At 62.3% G+C, this 16349-nt stretch carries 18 protein-coding genes; all 18 read left to right on the top strand.

All coding sequences use genetic code 11. From position 1 onward, the window contains the following. Positions 1-15: 15 nt before the first annotated feature. Positions 16-399 carry a hypothetical protein gene (locus tag OO68_RS46530; RefSeq protein ID WP_096772437.1) on the top strand — a complete coding sequence of 128 codons (384 nt, stop codon included), beginning with the start codon at positions 16-18 and terminating at the stop codon, positions 397-399. Beyond that, positions 392-1033, top strand: coding sequence for a V-type proton ATPase subunit C (locus tag OO68_RS37000; protein WP_030529709.1), 642 nt, complete (start codon positions 392-394; stop codon positions 1031-1033). Before OO68_RS46530 ends, OO68_RS37000 begins: the two co-directional genes overlap by 8 nt. Beyond that, on the top strand, positions 1020-2882 hold the full coding sequence (locus tag OO68_RS36995; RefSeq protein WP_078625700.1) for a phage terminase large subunit family protein: 1863 nt from the start codon (positions 1020-1022) through the stop codon (positions 2880-2882). The genes OO68_RS37000 and OO68_RS36995 overlap by 14 nt, the downstream gene beginning before the upstream one ends. Positions 2883-3205: 323 nt before the next feature. Further along, positions 3206-4819: a phage portal protein gene (locus OO68_RS36990; protein WP_157852806.1), complete on the top strand. Its 1614-nt coding sequence runs from the start codon at positions 3206-3208 to the stop codon at positions 4817-4819. Further along, on the top strand, positions 4819-6162 hold the full coding sequence (locus tag OO68_RS43285; RefSeq protein ID WP_050513933.1) for a S49 family peptidase: 1344 nt from the start codon (positions 4819-4821) through the stop codon (positions 6160-6162). Before OO68_RS36990 ends, OO68_RS43285 begins: the two co-directional genes overlap by 1 nt. 28 nt (positions 6163-6190) lie before the next feature. Next, positions 6191-6598 carry a head decoration protein gene (locus OO68_RS36980; protein WP_050513932.1) on the top strand — a complete coding sequence of 136 codons (408 nt, stop codon included), beginning with the start codon at positions 6191-6193 and terminating at the stop codon, positions 6596-6598. A gap of 85 nt (positions 6599-6683) precedes the next feature. Beyond that, entirely contained in the window at positions 6684-7739 is a 1056-nt protein-coding gene (locus OO68_RS36975; RefSeq protein WP_051750748.1) for a major capsid protein, read from the top strand. An 81-nt stretch (positions 7740-7820) separates the two neighbouring features. After that, complete coding sequence (locus OO68_RS36970; protein WP_030529715.1) at positions 7821-8105, top strand: hypothetical protein; 285 nt, start codon at positions 7821-7823, stop codon at positions 8103-8105. 61 nt (positions 8106-8166) lie between these two features. Continuing rightward, on the top strand, positions 8167-8409 hold the full coding sequence (locus tag OO68_RS36965) for a hypothetical protein (RefSeq protein ID WP_030529716.1): 243 nt from the start codon (positions 8167-8169) through the stop codon (positions 8407-8409). A gap of 3 nt (positions 8410-8412) precedes the next feature. Beyond that, the gene (locus OO68_RS36960) at positions 8413-8850 is read left to right on the top strand and encodes a hypothetical protein (protein WP_096766521.1); all 438 of its coding nucleotides are present in this window, start codon (positions 8413-8415) and stop codon (positions 8848-8850) included. Continuing rightward, a complete protein-coding gene (locus OO68_RS36955) occupies positions 8828-9220 on the top strand; it encodes a head-tail joining protein (RefSeq protein ID WP_030529718.1) in 393 nt (130 codons plus the stop codon). Before OO68_RS36960 ends, OO68_RS36955 begins: the two co-directional genes overlap by 23 nt. Continuing rightward, the gene (locus tag OO68_RS36950) at positions 9217-10062 is read left to right on the top strand and encodes a hypothetical protein (RefSeq protein WP_030529719.1); all 846 of its coding nucleotides are present in this window, start codon (positions 9217-9219) and stop codon (positions 10060-10062) included. Before OO68_RS36955 ends, OO68_RS36950 begins: the two co-directional genes overlap by 4 nt. Then, the gene (locus OO68_RS36945) at positions 10059-10247 is read left to right on the top strand and encodes a DUF2635 domain-containing protein (RefSeq protein ID WP_030529720.1); all 189 of its coding nucleotides are present in this window, start codon (positions 10059-10061) and stop codon (positions 10245-10247) included. The genes OO68_RS36950 and OO68_RS36945 overlap by 4 nt, the downstream gene beginning before the upstream one ends. Before the next feature lie 22 nt (positions 10248-10269). Then, the gene (locus OO68_RS36940) at positions 10270-11748 is read left to right on the top strand and encodes a phage tail sheath subtilisin-like domain-containing protein (protein ID WP_030529721.1); all 1479 of its coding nucleotides are present in this window, start codon (positions 10270-10272) and stop codon (positions 11746-11748) included. Between the two features lie 91 nt (positions 11749-11839). Continuing rightward, positions 11840-12217, top strand: a complete 378-nt coding sequence (locus OO68_RS36935; RefSeq protein WP_030529722.1) for a phage tail tube protein — start codon at positions 11840-11842, stop codon at positions 12215-12217. A 10-nt stretch (positions 12218-12227) separates the two neighbouring features. Continuing rightward, the gene (locus OO68_RS36930; RefSeq protein ID WP_030529723.1) at positions 12228-12524 is read left to right on the top strand and encodes a phage tail assembly protein; all 297 of its coding nucleotides are present in this window, start codon (positions 12228-12230) and stop codon (positions 12522-12524) included. A gap of 140 nt (positions 12525-12664) precedes the next feature. Next, entirely contained in the window at positions 12665-14962 is a 2298-nt protein-coding gene (locus OO68_RS36925) for a phage tail tape measure protein (RefSeq protein WP_030529724.1), read from the top strand. Next, positions 14963-16321: a DNA circularization N-terminal domain-containing protein gene (locus tag OO68_RS43280; RefSeq protein WP_030529725.1), complete on the top strand. Its 1359-nt coding sequence runs from the start codon at positions 14963-14965 to the stop codon at positions 16319-16321. Positions 16322-16349: the final 28 nt, after the last annotated feature.

The raw sequence follows: 16349 nt of genomic DNA, 5'->3' as shown, positions 1-16349 counted from the left end.
TTGGAGCCCCCGAACATGGCAAACACGTCGCATTCGCCTCGTCGCCGGGGCGGTGTTGACGCTTGCGTCAACGAACTACCGAAGACCATCAAGATCGGTGCCTACGATTGGACGATCTGCATCCGAGATGGAGCGGACGACAAGTACGGTCAAGCCGATTTCGAGTACAGCCAGATCAACATCTGGCCGAGAAACCTAACGAGCCCCGGTCACGGCGTCGGAATAGTGCTGCATGAATGCCTGCACGTCATATTCGACAACCACGGGCTCGGCAGACTGAAGCGGGATAAAGAGGATCGTGAAGAGCAGATCGTTCTCGGCTTCGAGGCGGGCCTGGTCTCGCTGTTCCGCGACAATCCGAAGCTGCTCGTCTGGATGAGGCGGTGGCTTCATGGCTGAACAGTACCCGCGAAAGCTCCCCGCAAAGCAGCTCGCGATACTGTTTGGTGTGAGTGAACAACGAATCTCGCAGCTCAAGCGCAAAGGGAAGCTAAACCCCGACAGCGCGAACCTCTACGACGTGCAAGAGGCCAAGCAGTTGCGCGGTTTCCAGATGAGCGAGCACGGCGTACGCGTCGTCGCACAAACATACGGCAACGGCACCGGCAAGATCGCGCCGCCGAAGGTGACGCCGATGAATGCCGACGTGGTTCTCTCCCCCGAGGATCGCGAGGCACTCGGTATCGAGCCCAATGAGCAGATCGCGCCGTCGCCAAACAGTCACTTCGTGGCGGCAAGCCGCATCACGGAGCTGCGCGAGCAGAAGATCAAGGCCGAGATCGAGCGTATCGAGACGCGGGCCAAGAGAGAACGGGGCGAGCTGGTCGAAAGAGCGAAGGTGCAATCGTCGTTCATTGAGGCCGGAGCGCGGATCGCGGCGATCCTTCAGAACTTGCCTGCCGAGATCGCTTCGATCTTTGCGGACCCCGACAAGAAAGCCGAGGTCCGGCTGAAGGTGCAAACGCGCGTCGATCAGGCGCAGCACACGCTCTACACGTCAATGCGCGACTACGGAGAAGATGATGCTGGCTGACCCATTATTCGCAGGGCTGGCCGAAGGATTGAAGCCGAAGCCTCGGCTGAAGCTGTCTGAGTGGGCGGAAGCGAACCTAGTGCTGCCGCCTGAACGATCCGCGAGCCCCGGCCCATATCGCATCGGCGACGCGGTCTTCCAACGCGGCATGATGGACGCGATCACCGATCCCGACAATGAGGACATCGTCTTCATCACGTCGTCCCAGGTCGGCAAGACGACCATCCTTGTCGCGGCGCAAGGCTACTACTGCGAGGCGGAGCCGTGCGCGCAGCTCTCGGCGTGGCCTACGCAAGACCTGGCCGACAAGTACCAAGAAGAGTCGTTCGATACCACGGTGAGAGATTCGCCGAAGTGGAGAGCGGCGATGACTGGCAGCACCGAATATAAGGGCGGCCAGATCAATTTCGTCGGCGCGAACACGCCGAACAAGCTCGCGATGCGGCCCATCCGTGTCGTTACGGGCGACGAGATCGACCGATGGCCCCTCAGCTCGTCGAAGGAAGGTTCGCCGGTCGAACTCGCCAAGAAGCGACGCACGACATACCACAACCGCAAAGGCCTGTGGGTGTCGACGCCGGTTCACGAAGACACCAGCGTCATCGTCCAGCTCTTCAAAGAGACGCGGCAACACTACTTCCTCGTTACCTGCCCCGATTGCTCCGCCAAGCAAGTGCTGAAGTGGGACAACATCGTCTACAAGAAGGGGCAGGAGGAAGACGCGCTCTATCACTGCGACGACTGCGGTGCGCTGTGGACCGAGATGACAAAGCGCCGTCTCGTTCGCGAGGGCGAATGGCATCAAGTCGGCACCGTGATCGGCACGCAGAAGGATGGCACGCCGATCCGACTGGCGACCCCGTTCAAATGCTTCAAGGTAGACGCTGGCGTGACGCCTGCGCGCGAGAAGATCGGTTTCTGGATCAACGAGCTGTATTCGCCGTGGGTCTCGATGCGAGAGATCGCGAAGGCCTGGTCAGACTCGGAGGGCAACCCCGAGAAAGAACAGACCTTCTACAACACGCGTCTCGGTCTTCCGTATCGCGGCGACATTTCGAGCTTCGCGGACCCTGAGAACTTGAAGTCGAGGCGTGAGAAGTATGATCCTGAGATCGTGCCGAAGCGCGCGGCGCTGCTCACAGCGGCCGTCGACGTGCAGGACGACCGCCTCGAAGTGCTGGTCGTGGCCTGGGGCAAGGGCGATGAGTGCTGGCTTCTGAAGCATCACGTCATCCAGCTCGGCCCGAACACGGACGAAGCGTGGGACGAACTCGCGAAGTTCCTCGAAAGCGGCTTCAAGCACGAAGGCGCGGCAGGGGAGACGCTCGGCATCTTCTCCGCCACTATCGACTCGGGCTCGGGCGCGCACACGCAGAAGGTCTACGACTTCAGCAACAAATGGCTGTTGGTCGGACGACGCTGGTACGCGCACAAGGGCGTGCCCGGCGACAAGAAGCCAGTCTGGATTAAGTCGGAGCAGCGCTTCAAGGACAAGACGAAGCTGTTTCTCGTCGGCACCTACGACGCGAAGGCGACCATCTACACGCGATACGCAAACGCGAAGGTGGGGCCTGGCTACGTGCATATCCATGAGGGCATCTCGGACGACAAGATCGACCAGATGACCGCTGAGCGCGCGGAGACGGACTACAAAGATGGTTTCCCCGTTCGAACGTGGACGAAGCCTCGGCATCGTCGAAACGAGATGCTCGATCTCATGGTCTACAACTACGCGGTTCGGTGTTCGGTGAACATCGACATGGATCATTGGATCAAGCGGCTCAACACCCCCAAAGAACAACAGCCGAAGCAGCTCAACGCTGCCGACATCGGCAAGCTGTTCAAATAGCTCCCTCGGAGGGCAGACATGGCTAACACACCGGGTGCCTGCCCTCCGGGGCAGGCGCAGAGCTTCAACGCGGACCTACCCGACTGCGTGGCGCAGGTCTCCGCGATCTATCAGGCGTACGTCGCTGTCGTGGCCGGAAAGAGCCGCGTCGTCGTGCGCTTCAACGACCGATGGACTGAGTACGCAAGGCCCGACGCGCCTGCGCTGCTCATGCTCTATCAGACACTCTACGCACAATGCCCTGGCGCGCAAGCAGCCGGGCTGCCGGACCTCAACCCGAACCTTCGAGTTCAGCGCGGACGACCGGCGAGGGGACATATCCGATGGTAGAACTGGTGCTAGAAGACGGTGGTCGCCTAGACCACGAACATCTGCGCCCCGGCTTCGGCTTCAGCTACTCGCCGAGCCTCACTTCGGCCGACGTGGTCGCCTGGCGCAGCAAAGACCGAACGGCTGCCGCAGCGCGCGATGCGTCGCGTACTAACCCGTATGGCGCGAGCGCAAAGCGGGCGACCGTCGACAGCGTCGTCGGTCTGAATTTCAAGCTTCAGTACATGCCGAACGCCGAGCTGCTCGGCGTGAGCGAGGAAGAGGCCCTCGAATACGCCGACATGGTCGAGAACATGTGGGATGTAGCGGCCAACTCATCGCTGTTCCATCTCGACGCGCAGCGCATGCAGACCTTCTCCGGCCTGATGCGGACGGCCTACGCTGGCTACTACATCGACGGCGAAGTGCTTGCCACCATAGAGTGGAAAGAGGCGTTCAACGGCGACCGCACCTGTCTGCATCTGCTCGACCCGCAACGGCTGTCTGACCCGCGAGGCGCTATCGACTACACCGGCAAGCGCCGGATGGGCGTCGACCGCGACAAGCACGGTGCGCCGACAGCCTACAACATCCGCGAATGCACGATAAGCGACGTGGCGATCTGGGGGCCTGCGGGCTCACAGTTCGCCTGGCGCAAGGTGCCTCGCTACACGCCGTGGGGACGGCTGAACGTCATCCACTTCTTCGAGCACGACGCGCCGGACATGACGCGAGGCATGACCTCGTTCACGACCGCGTTGCTGCCGATGCGGCTGCTTCAGGACTACAACATCACCGAACTGGAAAGCGCGGCGATCCGCGCGACCTATGCGGCGGTGATTGAAAGCGATCTGAAGTACGAAGACGCGATGAAGGTCATCGGTGCCGAGCACCGGAAGGCTATCGAGGAAAACCCCGTCCTCGACTTCACGCTCCGCATGATGGCGGACAAGGCCGACTTCTACAAAGGCCAGGAGTTCAAGTTCGGCAAGAGCAAAGTCGCTCACCTGCTACCGAATGAGAAACTGCACATGGTGCAGGGTAATCAGTCGGTCTCGGCGCTGAAGGACTTCAACTCCGTCAACCTCTACACGCTCGCTTCGGCGCTCGGTGTCGACTACGCAACGCTGACGAAGGACTTCTCATCGACGAACTACAGCGGCGCTCGCGCGGCGTTGTTCGACGTGTGGCGGTCCTACGAAGTGCGGCGCTCGGCGTTCATCGACGCCGTCCCGGTGCCGTTCTTCGGGGCCTGGCTGGAAGAGCAGATCGCGCTTCGCGGCACGATCCCGATGCTCGGCAAGAAGTCGTTCTACGAAGTGCGTGACGCGATCTGCCGTTGCACGTTCGAGACGTGGTCGAAGCCGCGCCTTGACCCGCTGAAGGAAAACCAGGCGGATCAGGTGCTCTACGACATGGGCGCGCTCGATCTCAAGAGCATCTGCGCGGCCGATGGCCGTGACTACCGCAAGGTGCTGGTGCAGCGCGCCGCAGAGAAGGCACTTCTGAACAAGCTCGGGCTGAAGCCCGAAGACATCAACCCCGAACTGAACGCCAACAAGATCAAAGCGAACGCCGCAAAGGGCGAAAACGCAGGTCAAGAAGGCGGAGGAACAGGAGAAGCATAGTGACGCATCTCGCGCATATCGCGACGCGCCTGTTCAACACGCCGCTACTGCTCACCCCTGAGTACGCCAGCGTCGTGACGAGCGTGCTGTCGGATCGCGTCGGCGTGGTGCCGTTCGCTGCCGACGAGGTCGTGCAGAGTTACGTGCGGCCCAAGAGCCGGGCGGTGATGAACCGACGCTCCGGCATCGTGACGTTCCCCGTGGTGGGTGGGCTCATCCATCGCGGCGACATGGAGGCATCGAGCAGCGGCGGCGACATGATGTCGTACACGCGCTTGCACAACCAGCTCGAAACGCTCTTCGAGGACGACAAGGTTCGCGGCATCCTGCTCGACATCGACAGCGGCGGCGGTGAAGCGGCCGGTCTATCCGAGCTGGTGAGCTGGCTGCCGAAAGCCTCGAAGCAAGCTGGCAAGCCAGTGTGGGGCATCGCGAACACCACGGCGGGCAGCGCGGCATACTGGCTTGCCTCCGCTACGGATCGCCTCTTCGCTGCGCCGACCGCATCGCGGATCGGCTCAGTAGGCGTCTACGTGCAACACGTCGACGTGTCGAAGCAGGTGGAGAAGAAAGGCGTCGTCGTCTCGTTCATCTATGCAGGCGACCACAAGATTGACGGCAACCCGTTCGCGGCGTTGTCCGACGAGGTACGCGCTTCGATCCAAACGAGCGTGGACAGACTTTACGGCGAGTTCGTCAGCGCCGTGGCGAGCAATCGCGACCTAGACGAGAAAGCGGTTCGAGCGACGCAGGCGAGGGTCTACGGACCCGAGGAAGCCTACGAGCTTGGACTTGTCGACGGTGTTGGTGGCTTGGGCAGTGTTCTAGCTGCTTTCACCGATCACCTTAACCGCCCCTCAGTGGGCTACACCCCTCATGGAGATTCCATGTCCAAAGAACTGATCTACGATCAGGCCGCGCTTGATCGCGCGCAGGCGGCAGGTGTTGCGACCGGCAAGGCCGAGAGCGCTTCCGCTATCGAGTCCCTTCAGAAGCAGCTCGCCGACGCCGCCAACGAACGCAAGGCGCTGCTCGCGGCATTCGCCGAGGTCGCTGGCGACAGCCCGAAGGTCGCGGTGTTCGTCGAAGCGCTGAACGACGGCGTCGCCCCGGCGACCGCCTCGAAGTTCGCCGCGAAGATCGAAGCGCCGAAGGCGGCTCCGGCTGCCGAGACGAAGACGGCCACGCAGGTCGACGCTGACCGGCTGATGCAGCGTCATGCGCCGAACGTGTCGGACGACGGTGACAGCGAAGCGAACGCCGATCCGAAGGCCGCGCGCTTGGCCGAGATCAGCGGCTCGATGAAGGCGTTCAACGCCTCGCGCGGCTTCAAGGCCAAGTAACCAACCCCTTCACCGATAGGAGGACAGCATGGCTGTCGACAACTGGAATCTTCCGTATCCCGTGCGGACGGGCGACGCTGACAGCGTCGCGACGCACGTCAACCTTGAAATGCCGGGCTCGCGTCCGAAGTTTCAGAACTTCACCCTGACCGCTGGTCAGGTCTACGCCAAGGGCTCCGTGCTCGGCCAGGTGGCGGCGAACAGCAAGCTCAAGCTTGCGGCCGCTGCGGCTGGCGACGGATCGCAGAACCCCATCGCCGTCCTGAACACCGATGTCGACGCCACGGCGGGCGATGTCACGTTCGACGTGATGGTGAGCGGAGCTGTCCTGAACCCGAACGCGCTCGTTCTCGGTGTGGGCACCACTCTCGCCGTCGCGCAAGCCGCGCTGAACGGTCGCGGCTTCGCGTTCCGGACGCCGGGCTTCTCCGGCTAATCGCCTTTTCGTTCGTCATCCTAAGCAGACGCGGCCGTCCCTCGGGGCGGCCGTTTTGCTTTCCAGCTCCCAAAGGGACTACCACATGACTATCCAACTCTCGCGCTACGAAACGTGGGAACTCGACGCAATGGTCGAGCAGTTGGAGCGCCCCAATCCGTGGCTGCTCCGCACGTTCTTCGGCCGTTCGAAGTTCTTCGACACCAAGCAGATCGAGTTCGACATCGTTGATCGCGGTCGCCGCATGGCTCCGTTCGTCGCGCCCACCGTTGCGGGCAAGCCGATGGTCCGCGAGGGCTACCGGACCCGCACGCTCACCCCGGCCTACATCAAGCCGACTGCGCTGGTTCGTCCCGGCGAAGCGTTCACCCGCCTGCCGGGCGAGGGCGCTTACGGCGGCGTGATGACGCCGAAGCAGCGTTTCGACAAGATCGTCGCGGAGTACCTCGCGCTGCATGAGGACATGATCGACAACCGCTTGGAGTGGATGGCCGCGCAGACTCTCGTCAACGGCGCGATCACCATCTCGGGCGAGTCGTATCCGACCGTCACCGTCGATTTCGGCCGCGATCCGTCGCTGCACGTCACCCTCACGGGTGGGGCAACCTGGGACCAGTCGACCTCGGCCCCGCTCGAAGACATCGAGAACGCGTCGCTGAACGTTCGCCAGATCAGCAAGGGCGCAATCGTGACCGATCTGGTCATGAGCGGCTCCGCGTGGAATCTTCTGAAGCGCAATCAGGAGATCACCGACCTGATCGACATCCGCTTCCGGCGCGACCTGAACGGCGCTACCTCCATCGACGGTGGCCCGCGCACGAACCTGAACGAGCCGGTTTACGTCGGCACGCTTCAGGGCCGGATCGACATGTGGGTGTACGACTCGTACTACCTCGACGACAACGGCGCTTCGCAGCCCTACATCCCGGCGAACACCGTGATCGGCATCGCGACCGGCGCGCTGGAAGGCACGCAGTATTACGGCGCGATCCTCGATCTCGACGCCGAGATTCAGGCGCGTCGGTCCTTCAGCAAGTCGAAGGTGCTGTTCAACCCGTCCGGTCTCGAACTGGTCACGCAGTCGGGTCCGCTGCTCGCGCCTCGGCGTCCCAACGCGATGTTCGTGCTGACCGTCAAGTAAGGTCAGGCAGCTCACTCGCCTTACGCCTCGCTCTCGTTTGAGGGCGAGGCGTTCCTTTTATCCCCCGCTAGGAGAACTCCGATGGTTAAGGTTGTCACCACCAAGAGCGTGACCTTCACGACCCCTGTGCTTGACGCTAAGGGCAAGCCGCAGATGACCAAGCTCAAGTACAACAAGCGTGAGATCGAAGCTCCGCTTGTCGACCACCAACGTCACTTGGCTGGCACGGTGATCGAGGTCGACAAGGAATTTGCCGCCGATCTGATCGCGCGCAAACTGGCACGCGTGCCGGATGTCGCTCTCGATGACGTGGTCGATCCGATCAAGCAGACCGAGACCCAGGCACAGGCCGACCCCCTCGCTTAACGCGCGGGGCTTCGGTCCCCGTCTAGCTCGGTAGGACACCATGTCTAACACGATTGCATCAATGACGGTTGACGATCTCAAGACGACCCTTCGCGATGTCATTCGCGAAGAACTGAGCGCAGTCGGTATTCTGGCGACAACTGCCGAGCAACGCGTGAAGACGCAGAGCGATTTCGACTTCCTGCGTCGGGTTCATTCCATGTGGGAAAGCTCGGTCAACAAAGTCGGAACGGCTGTTGTGCTCGCCGTCATGGGGCTCGCGGCAACGCTGGTTGGCCTCGGGTCCATCAAGTTCGGGAAGTAAGCCATGCTCGTCTATTCTACACAGGTACAGCCGGATTGCCGGTCTGTGGTCGTTCCGGCCTGCGAGCCGGACGTAAATGCGGAGCAGGGTGCCGACATTCCGGCGCTCGCCTGTTTCCAGCTCCGGCTCCGCGACACCATCGACTACAAGGTCGACTTCTCGCAGTGGCTTCAGGCCAACGGCAACGCGCAGCTCAACGCGGCGAACTTTGCAGCGGCGTCGAACAGCCCGTCGACGCCGAGCATCACAGGCCAATCCTTCAGCCCGGCCGGTAAGACGGTCGTCGTTTTGAAGGCCGCCGACAATGCCAAGGTCGGCGACGCTTACTGGCTCGACGTGACCGCGACCGTTGCGGCCGTCGTGGCTGCGAGCGCGGCCGATGTCGCCATCCCTGCACGCACCATCGTACGGCGCATCCATGTCGTCGTGGCCAGCGGTTAGTTTCTTCGACGACGAAGCGGAAAGCACCAGGGGCATCATCGAAGAGCACGGAGAGAAGTTCACGCTGCAACCGTACAAATCGGGCGGCGTGAACTTCCCGCGCGTGATCGACCTCTCGCGCCAGGGTTACGACTTCATGGCGGTCTTTGAGCAGACCCCGCGAGAGGTCAGCCTCGGCATGGAGGAAGTGAAGGTCTCCACGCGCTCGCCGTGTCTTACGGCGCTTGTCTGCGACGTGCCGGGCCTCGTCCAAGGTGATCGAGTGCTCCGCGCTCTCAATGGTGAGCTGTTCGAGGTCACCGACGTAAAGCCGGATGGGCTGAGCGGCGTCGAGATTCACGTCGTCCAACTAGGGAGAGCAAAGCTATGAGCCTGTCGCGCTTGATGCTGCGCGCCCTGGCGTGCGTCGCCTTGCAGAAGCAACCGAGCGACGCCGTCGCGCCGACGATGGCAGAAGACCGTGTGTTCGACAGCCGGATCGACCCGTTCGTCTTCAAGGACTACAGCAAGCCGATGCCCGGCATCATCGTCTACACGGACGACGACACGGGCGATCTCATCAATCGAGGCAGCGGCTCCGGACCCTACCGGCGATGGGTCGATCTGCGCGTCGAGATCGTGATCGGTAGCTTCGACACGGAGATCATCGACAACGTCCAGAACGTTGTCTTCGACACGCCGATGACCGATGCCGAACTCGAAGCGCAGTTGGACCTCTTCGAGGCGCAGGTGAAGTGGGCGCTGTGGCAACTGCCGGGGCGATCCTACTCGGATGCTCTGCGAGCCTTCGTGGTTCGCATCGAGAGCATCCAATCGCACGCAACGCGCGATGAGGCCAACAACAAGTTCGCGTCGCGCCGTATCCACTTCAAGTGCGAGATACCGGACGACTGCCCGCCAACAGCCTACGGGCTGATGCCGAACGAGAAAATCCCCGAGCTGATCCCGTTCTGTGACGATCTCTCGAAATTCCCGGCACCGTGGATCGTGCCGATGCTGCAAGCCATGTGCAGCTCGCCGAGCATGCAGAACGTGCTCAACGTGCTCGGTGGCAACAAGAACCCGACTGTCTACCTCCCGCTGCTCCGCCAGATCGGGATCAAGGTCGACGCCATTGGCCCCGAAGCAGACCCGAATCTTCTGGCTGCGCAGGGCAAGAAGCATGGCCCCGATGGGCGCATCGAGGTCGACAACACATTGGAGCTTCCATGACGCAAGCTGTGACTGTGCGCCCCGTTCAGGGGCGTTTGATCTTGATGCCCGAAAGGGATTTCCAGCCCGTGCCCGCTGAGGGCGTGCTGGTCGAGCGCAACGCGTTCTATGCGCGTGCAATCAAGCAGGGCGATCTCGAAGTCGTGCCGGATGCTCCGGCCGCGACGCCGGTCCCCGCCGTTTAAACCGAACTAATTGAGGGGCTAGATGCCTATCCAGTTCAACCAAATCCCCGGCAACATCCGGGTCCCCTTCGTTCGCTTCGAAGTGAACGCGGGGCAGGCTCCGTACTCTTCGATCCAGCGCCTTGTGCTGATCGGTCAGAAGACCGCTGCGGGCTCCGCCGTCGCCGACGAACCGCTGCTCGTCACCCAGAACGAAGACGCGTTCTTCGGTACCGGCTCGATGCTGGCGGCGATGTATAAGATCGCCCGCGCGAATGCTCCGCTTCAGGAGATTTGGGCGATCCCGCTGGCAGACGCCACGGGCGGCGCGACCGCCGCGACTGGTAGCGTGACGGTCTCGACCGCCCCGACTTCTTCGGTCAGCATCGTGCTCTACATCGGCGGTTACCGCATCTCCGTGCCGGTCAACGCGCTGATGACCTCGGCGAACTGTGCCACCGCAATCGCTGCGGCGATCAACGCGTGCCCCGGTATCGTCGTGTCCGCTGCGGTCGACGGCACCACCGCGTCGAAGGTGAACATCACCGCTCTGAACAAGGGCAGTCTCGGCAACGGCATTCGCATCGAGACCAATCTGAATGCTGGCGACGGCAACGCCGCTGACGTTCTGACCACGATTGTCCAGCTCACGGGCGGCAACGGCGATCCCGATATCACCAACGCTATCGCCAACATGGGCGACGAGCAGTGGGATTGGATCGTGATGCCCTACTGCATCGGCGCGACGCTGACGCAGATGGAGGCCTGGCTGGATGCGCGTTGGGGTCCGATGTCGCAGATGTACGGTCACCAGATCACGTCGATGTCCGGCACCGCTGGCACCGTGCAGACGTTCACGTCGGCGCGCAACTCCTGGCACACGTCGATCATGCCGGTCTACAATGCGCCGCAGCCGACCTATCTGTGGGCCGCCGCTGTGGGTGCGCAGACCGCGCAGCACTTCCAGGCTCCGCCCGAGCTGTCGCGTCCGCTTCAGACCGTCGAACTCATCGGCATCCTCCCGCCGAAGTCCATCGGCGATCAGTGGAGCACGTTGCAGCGCCAGAGCTTCTACTTCAGCGGCGCGTCGGGTTATCGCGTGCAGGACGGTGCGGTCCAGATCGACCGGCTCATCACCACCTACCAGCGCAACGCCTGGGGTTCGCCCGACCAGTCGTGGCTCAACGTCAACACCATCGCTCAGCTCACGTACGGCCTGCGCTACATCATGGCCTACATGACGCAGACGTATCCGCGTGCGGCGCTGGTCGACAAGAACCCGAACAACCTTCAGGGCTTCGCCACGGCGGACGACCTGAAGAACGCGTTCATCCATGCGTACAAGCTGCTCGAAGACGACGGTGTGTTCGAGAACTCGGACCTGTTCGCGCAGTTGCTCATCGTCGAGCGCAACGCCGACAATCCGGATCGCGTGGACACGTTCCTGCCGCTGGATCACGTCAACCAGTTGCGCGTCCTGGCGGTGAACGCCACGTCGTACCCGCAGTTCCCGACTGCCTAAGCGGTCAGGTCTGTAAGCTCACACTCATCGCAATCCGCGAAAACGCCGTCCTTCGGGGCGGCGTTTCGCTTTGCGTCAAAGGAACCACACTATGGTTGATTGCTGCTACGCGGCGGGCGGTCTCGTCCGCATCACCGCCAACGGCGCGCAATGGTCGGCGCGGTCGTCGGTCACTGTCGAGCCGACCAACTTCGAGCGCACGGTCGCATCCAATCAGGATGGCACCATCTATACGACCACGAAGCCCGTGCCCGCGAGCGCGGAGATCGTGCTGTCGGATAGCTGCGACATGGACCTCGACGCGGTCATGTCGTGCCCGCTCGATGTCACCATCGAACTGACCCAGGTTCGACGCCGCTACATGTTCACCAAAGCCGTCGTTGTGGGGCGACCGAAGATCGACACCGAGACCGGCGCGATCTCCGGCCTGACCATCACGTCCGGCAACGTGACACAGACCAAGTTCTGAGGACTGACCGATGGCCCGCAACATCAAGCTCAGCAAGCCGCTGAAGACCCACGACGGCGAAGTCATGGAGTTGAAGCTTCGTGATCTCACCGCTCGCGACATCGCAACGATGCGCGAGTCTCCATACAAGGTCATTCAGCGCAAAGACGACGGCACCGTCGAGCTGGAAATTCGCTACGACAAAATGATGGCGTATCTGTCGCTGCTTTCCGGCGTCGACGATCTCATCCTCGGTGATCTGTCCGGCACCGATTTCCAGAGCGCCTGCAACGTCGTCGGCGAGGTCTGGAACGGCCTGGGGGAATAGCCGGTCGTGCCAACTATCTGGTCGTGATGCGCGTCGATACTCCGACGAACATCATGACCATGACCCCCGCAGAACTCCGCTATTGGTACGACATAACGAAGCGGAACGAGAAGTTGATGGCTGAAACGAGGTAAGCCGACATGCAGACTTTCCAGACCGCCGCCGTGGTCGGCCTGATCGACAATATGTCGGGGCCTCTGAAGCAGTTATCCAACCAGGCGAAGCAGGCCGCGAAGCAAATAGAGCTGATGAAGCTCGACGCTTCCGGCCTGAACCAGTACAATCGCGGACTAGTCGACGCGAACTCCCAGGCGAGGCAGCACCTTTCGCATCTCCACTCCATCAAGGCGGCGTGGCGTGAGGTCGGCGGCATCGTTGCGGGGGTCGCGTCGAGCTACGCGCTGCACAAGGCGGCGGACGCCGTCAAGAATTACATCCCGCTCGAACGCGAGAATCGCTACATGCGAGCGGTCGGCGTCCAGCGCGACGAGAACGGGAAGATCAGCGGCTACGGGTATAGCCAGTCTGAGATGGCTGGCCTGCTCGCGCAACAGCGGCGCGGCGCGTTCGATTACGGCGAAAGCCCGATTGACGTAGCTCACGCGCAGATGGCGTTCGCGCAGCGGCAAATCTCGGCGCGTACCTCGCAGATCATGACCGACCAAGCGCTCATCCTGTCGAAGGCGCTCGGCACGTCGGTCAAAGACGCGGCGGTGATCCTCGAAGGCTCGATCTTCGCGAAGGGTCACTCGCACGAATTAGAGGGCGATCCGTCGAAGGCCAAAGCCATCGCCAAGCGGTATGCCGACATCGCCGCCGTCATGTCTAAGTCCGGCGCGATGACTGCCGAGGACATCACGCAGTTCGGCAAGTATGCCTACTCGGGCGCGAGCGCGGCAGGCATCTCGGACACCACGGTCGCCGCCATCGGTATGGCGTTGAAACGCGCGAACATGCCGGGCCAAGAGTCCGGTACGATGGTTCGGCAGTTGGCGTCGCGTGTTCTGTCGCCGACGCGAGAAGGCCGCCAGTCGGCTATCGCGAACGGTATCGACATCGACTCGTTCAGCACGCACGGCCATCTCGACGCCGAGGGCCTGAGCGGCCTGGTGCGCGAACGGTTCGGCAAGACCATCAAGGGTGCGACGCAGAAGGCGATCAACGATGAGCTGACCAACGAGGACAGCGACATCGCGGGCAACAAGGGCAAGTTCGTCGAGTTCATCACGAACAAGCTCGAAAAAGAGATGGACATCACGAAGCCTCGCGACCGCGAACGTCTGGCGAAGGCTGCCGGTGACTACTGGCAGTACAAGCGCGAGGGCGTCAACGGCGACGCGTTGGTCGATGCGCTCATCAAGAAGAGTGGCTTGCTCGGTCTTCTGCAATATCTTGGCGTGAAGCAGGGCGCTCGCGGCATGGTGCTGACGGGCGACATCAACACGTACGAAGAGAACAAGAAGGCCGTCGAGCACGGCGTCGAAGTCGGCCGCGCCGAAGAAGTCGCCAAACAGCGTATGGAAGGCCTGGCCTTCGCCGTCGACAAGCTGAAAGCATCGTTCGAGCAGACCTCCAACAGTTTCGTCAAGGCGAACGAAGGATGGCTGGCAGCCGCAGCAAACGGCGGCTCGAAGATACTTCAGTTCCTCGATAGCCTTGAAGAGGGCAAGAAGCAGCGCCTCACGCTGGAAGCGGGCTTCATCACGCTCGTCGGCGCGACCGCTGGCGTCGTGAGGGCGTTCCAGTTGGCGCAATCGACGCTCAACGCCATAGCGGCCAAGAACGGCGTGCAGGGCTTGCCCGGCGCACCGGGAGCACCGGGCGCACCGGGCGACAAGGCGTCGAAGGCGTTCAAGTTCCTGACCTACGCGCCCATCGTCGGCGAGGCGGCCTACAGCTATCTCCAATGGTTGACCGAGAACAACCAGAAGAACGTCGACGCGCAGACCAAGAACCCGTCGCCGAACATCGTGAATATGGGTCGGATCGGAAGTCGCCTCGGCGACCGAGGCCCGATCTCGATCACCGATGGATTCGGGGCCAGCGCGTACGGCGGCAACGAATACCTCGACGACCTGGCGCTCTGGCGTCGCAAGGACGGCACAGAGGACTTCCTGCGCAGCGGCGGCAACCAGCCGAACCAGTACGGCGGCCGAGGTCGCGGTGATGGGGCCGGGTGGACGGATTCGATCCACGCCGTGCCGAAGTCTGATGGCTTCAAGGATGTCAACGTCCAGGGCACCGTGACCGGCGCGGCCGAGCTGCACAACATGATGCAGATCGAAGTAAGGCCGTCGCAATACTTCGAGGGCCTCATCAAGCGAGCCGAGAGCGTAGCGACGATGTCGCTCAACGGATCGCTCGGTACCAGCATGCAAGGCCCCGGCGACAACGGCACCAAACCCGCAGCGGCAAACGCTCTTACCGGGACGAAGTAAATGACCTGTCTCTGCATTGACGACCTGCGCCCCGCCTCGTTTCGGGGCGTAGGTTTCTTCGTGGCGTCCGACCAGGGCGAATACGGGCGGCGCGGCCCGGTCCATGAGTACCCGAACCGCGACAACCCGTACTTCGAAGACCTCGGGGAGAAGGCGCGCAAGTTCACCGTCAACGGCTACCTGTTCGGCGACGATTGGGTGTCGAAGAAGGACGCAATCGTTGCCGCCTGCACTGCGCGCGGCCCGGCGATCCTACAGCTCCCGACCGAGGGAGCCACGATGGTTGCGTGCCAAAACCTGTCGGTCTCGCGCACGAAAGACGAGTGCGGCTACTACGCTCTGAAGTTCCAGTTCGTCGTCGCGAGCTTCTCCGCGCCTGGCGCTATAGCAGCCGAGTTCGAGAGCCTGATCGGCAGCATCTTCAGCGCTGCGATCCCGACGTTCACGACGTTCTTCGACAACACGTACGTTCCGCGCAACACGCTGAACTTCGTGTCCGAGAACATGACGGATCGCATCTCGCAGTACAGCTCCGACGTGGTCTCGGCTATCGAGGGCATGCCGACGAACAACCCGACGCTGGCTACCGACGTGGTCCAGGCGGGTGTCAGCATCTTCCAGAACGCCGCGACCTATGCGCAGCCCGGCACTGATAGTGGTGCTGTGCTCGCTCAACAGACGATACCTGCGCAGACCATCGCGGCCATAGCGAACGATACGGGCGTTACGAAGATCGGCGACAGCGGCGTCACGATCCAGACCGGCGCGGCTGCCATCGTTCCAATGATCGCCTACACGATCAACGGCATCGGGAACGCACTGACGAGCGACGTGGTCATTCCGACCTTGACGAGCTTCGCGACGTGGAGCGTCAACGAGGTCAGCCTGGCAGACTTGCAGGCGCAGGTCGACGCGTTAGATACGCCGACCGCCGCGCCGATCAGCGCGTCTGACACGGCCGACGCCGTCAATAGCACCGTGTTCTGTGGTGTGGTCCGGTCGTTCGCCTTGATGAAGCTCGCGCAGGCGATCTGCGCCAAGACGTTCTTGACGCGGAAGGAAGCCATCCAGGCACGCGCCACCGTCGTCGAGCTGTTCAACGCGCAGATCGAGCAGTTCGCGGAAGACGAGATCGTCAACATCATGCTCACCGCTCGCGACTACGCCGTGCGGTCGATTACGCAGAAGATGGCGACCATCGTGCCGGTCATCACGATCACGGCCCCGCAGTCCCGGCCGTCGCTCTATTGGGCGGCGCGTCTCTACGAAGATGTCTACCGAGCCGAAGAGCTGGCCGACCGTAACGAGGTCGCGTCACCAGCCTTCATGCCTGGCACATTCGAGGCGCTCGCGCGGTAACCGTGCGGGCGTCCTCGCCAGAGGATCA

It is taken from the genome of Streptomyces iakyrus, assembly GCF_000717055.1.
Taxonomy (GTDB): Bacteria; Actinomycetota; Actinomycetes; order Streptomycetales; family Streptomycetaceae; genus Streptomyces; species Streptomyces iakyrus.
Note: the sequence above shows the minus strand (reverse complement) of the source record. Positions and strands in the feature narration are given on the sequence as shown.

Excerpts from the sequence above, each read along its gene's own strand:
- OO68_RS46530 (WP_096772437.1), top strand. The coding sequence starts at position 16 with ATGGCAAACACGTCGCATTCGCCTCGTCGCCGGGGCGGTGTTGACGCT.
- OO68_RS37000 (WP_030529709.1), top strand. The coding sequence starts at position 392 with ATGGCTGAACAGTACCCGCGAAAGCTCCCCGCAAAGCAGCTCGCGATA.
- OO68_RS36995 (WP_078625700.1), top strand. The coding sequence starts at position 1,020 with ATGATGCTGGCTGACCCATTATTCGCAGGGCTGGCCGAAGGATTGAAG.
- OO68_RS36990 (WP_157852806.1), top strand. The coding sequence starts at position 3,206 with ATGGTAGAACTGGTGCTAGAAGACGGTGGTCGCCTAGACCACGAACAT.
- OO68_RS36980 (WP_050513932.1), top strand. The coding sequence starts at position 6,191 with ATGGCTGTCGACAACTGGAATCTTCCGTATCCCGTGCGGACGGGCGAC.
- OO68_RS36975 (WP_051750748.1), top strand. The coding sequence starts at position 6,684 with ATGACTATCCAACTCTCGCGCTACGAAACGTGGGAACTCGACGCAATG.
- OO68_RS36970 (WP_030529715.1), top strand. The coding sequence starts at position 7,821 with ATGGTTAAGGTTGTCACCACCAAGAGCGTGACCTTCACGACCCCTGTG.
- OO68_RS36965 (WP_030529716.1), top strand. The coding sequence starts at position 8,167 with ATGACGGTTGACGATCTCAAGACGACCCTTCGCGATGTCATTCGCGAA.
- OO68_RS36960 (WP_096766521.1), top strand. The coding sequence starts at position 8,413 with ATGCTCGTCTATTCTACACAGGTACAGCCGGATTGCCGGTCTGTGGTC.
- OO68_RS36955 (WP_030529718.1), top strand. The coding sequence starts at position 8,828 with ATGTCGTCGTGGCCAGCGGTTAGTTTCTTCGACGACGAAGCGGAAAGC.
- OO68_RS36950 (WP_030529719.1), top strand. The coding sequence starts at position 9,217 with ATGAGCCTGTCGCGCTTGATGCTGCGCGCCCTGGCGTGCGTCGCCTTG.
- OO68_RS36945 (WP_030529720.1), top strand. The coding sequence starts at position 10,059 with ATGACGCAAGCTGTGACTGTGCGCCCCGTTCAGGGGCGTTTGATCTTG.
- OO68_RS36940 (WP_030529721.1), top strand. The coding sequence starts at position 10,270 with ATGCCTATCCAGTTCAACCAAATCCCCGGCAACATCCGGGTCCCCTTC.
- OO68_RS36935 (WP_030529722.1), top strand. The coding sequence starts at position 11,840 with ATGGTTGATTGCTGCTACGCGGCGGGCGGTCTCGTCCGCATCACCGCC.
- OO68_RS36930 (WP_030529723.1), top strand. The coding sequence starts at position 12,228 with ATGGCCCGCAACATCAAGCTCAGCAAGCCGCTGAAGACCCACGACGGC.
- OO68_RS36925 (WP_030529724.1), top strand. The coding sequence starts at position 12,665 with ATGCAGACTTTCCAGACCGCCGCCGTGGTCGGCCTGATCGACAATATG.
- OO68_RS43280 (WP_030529725.1), top strand. The coding sequence starts at position 14,963 with ATGACCTGTCTCTGCATTGACGACCTGCGCCCCGCCTCGTTTCGGGGC.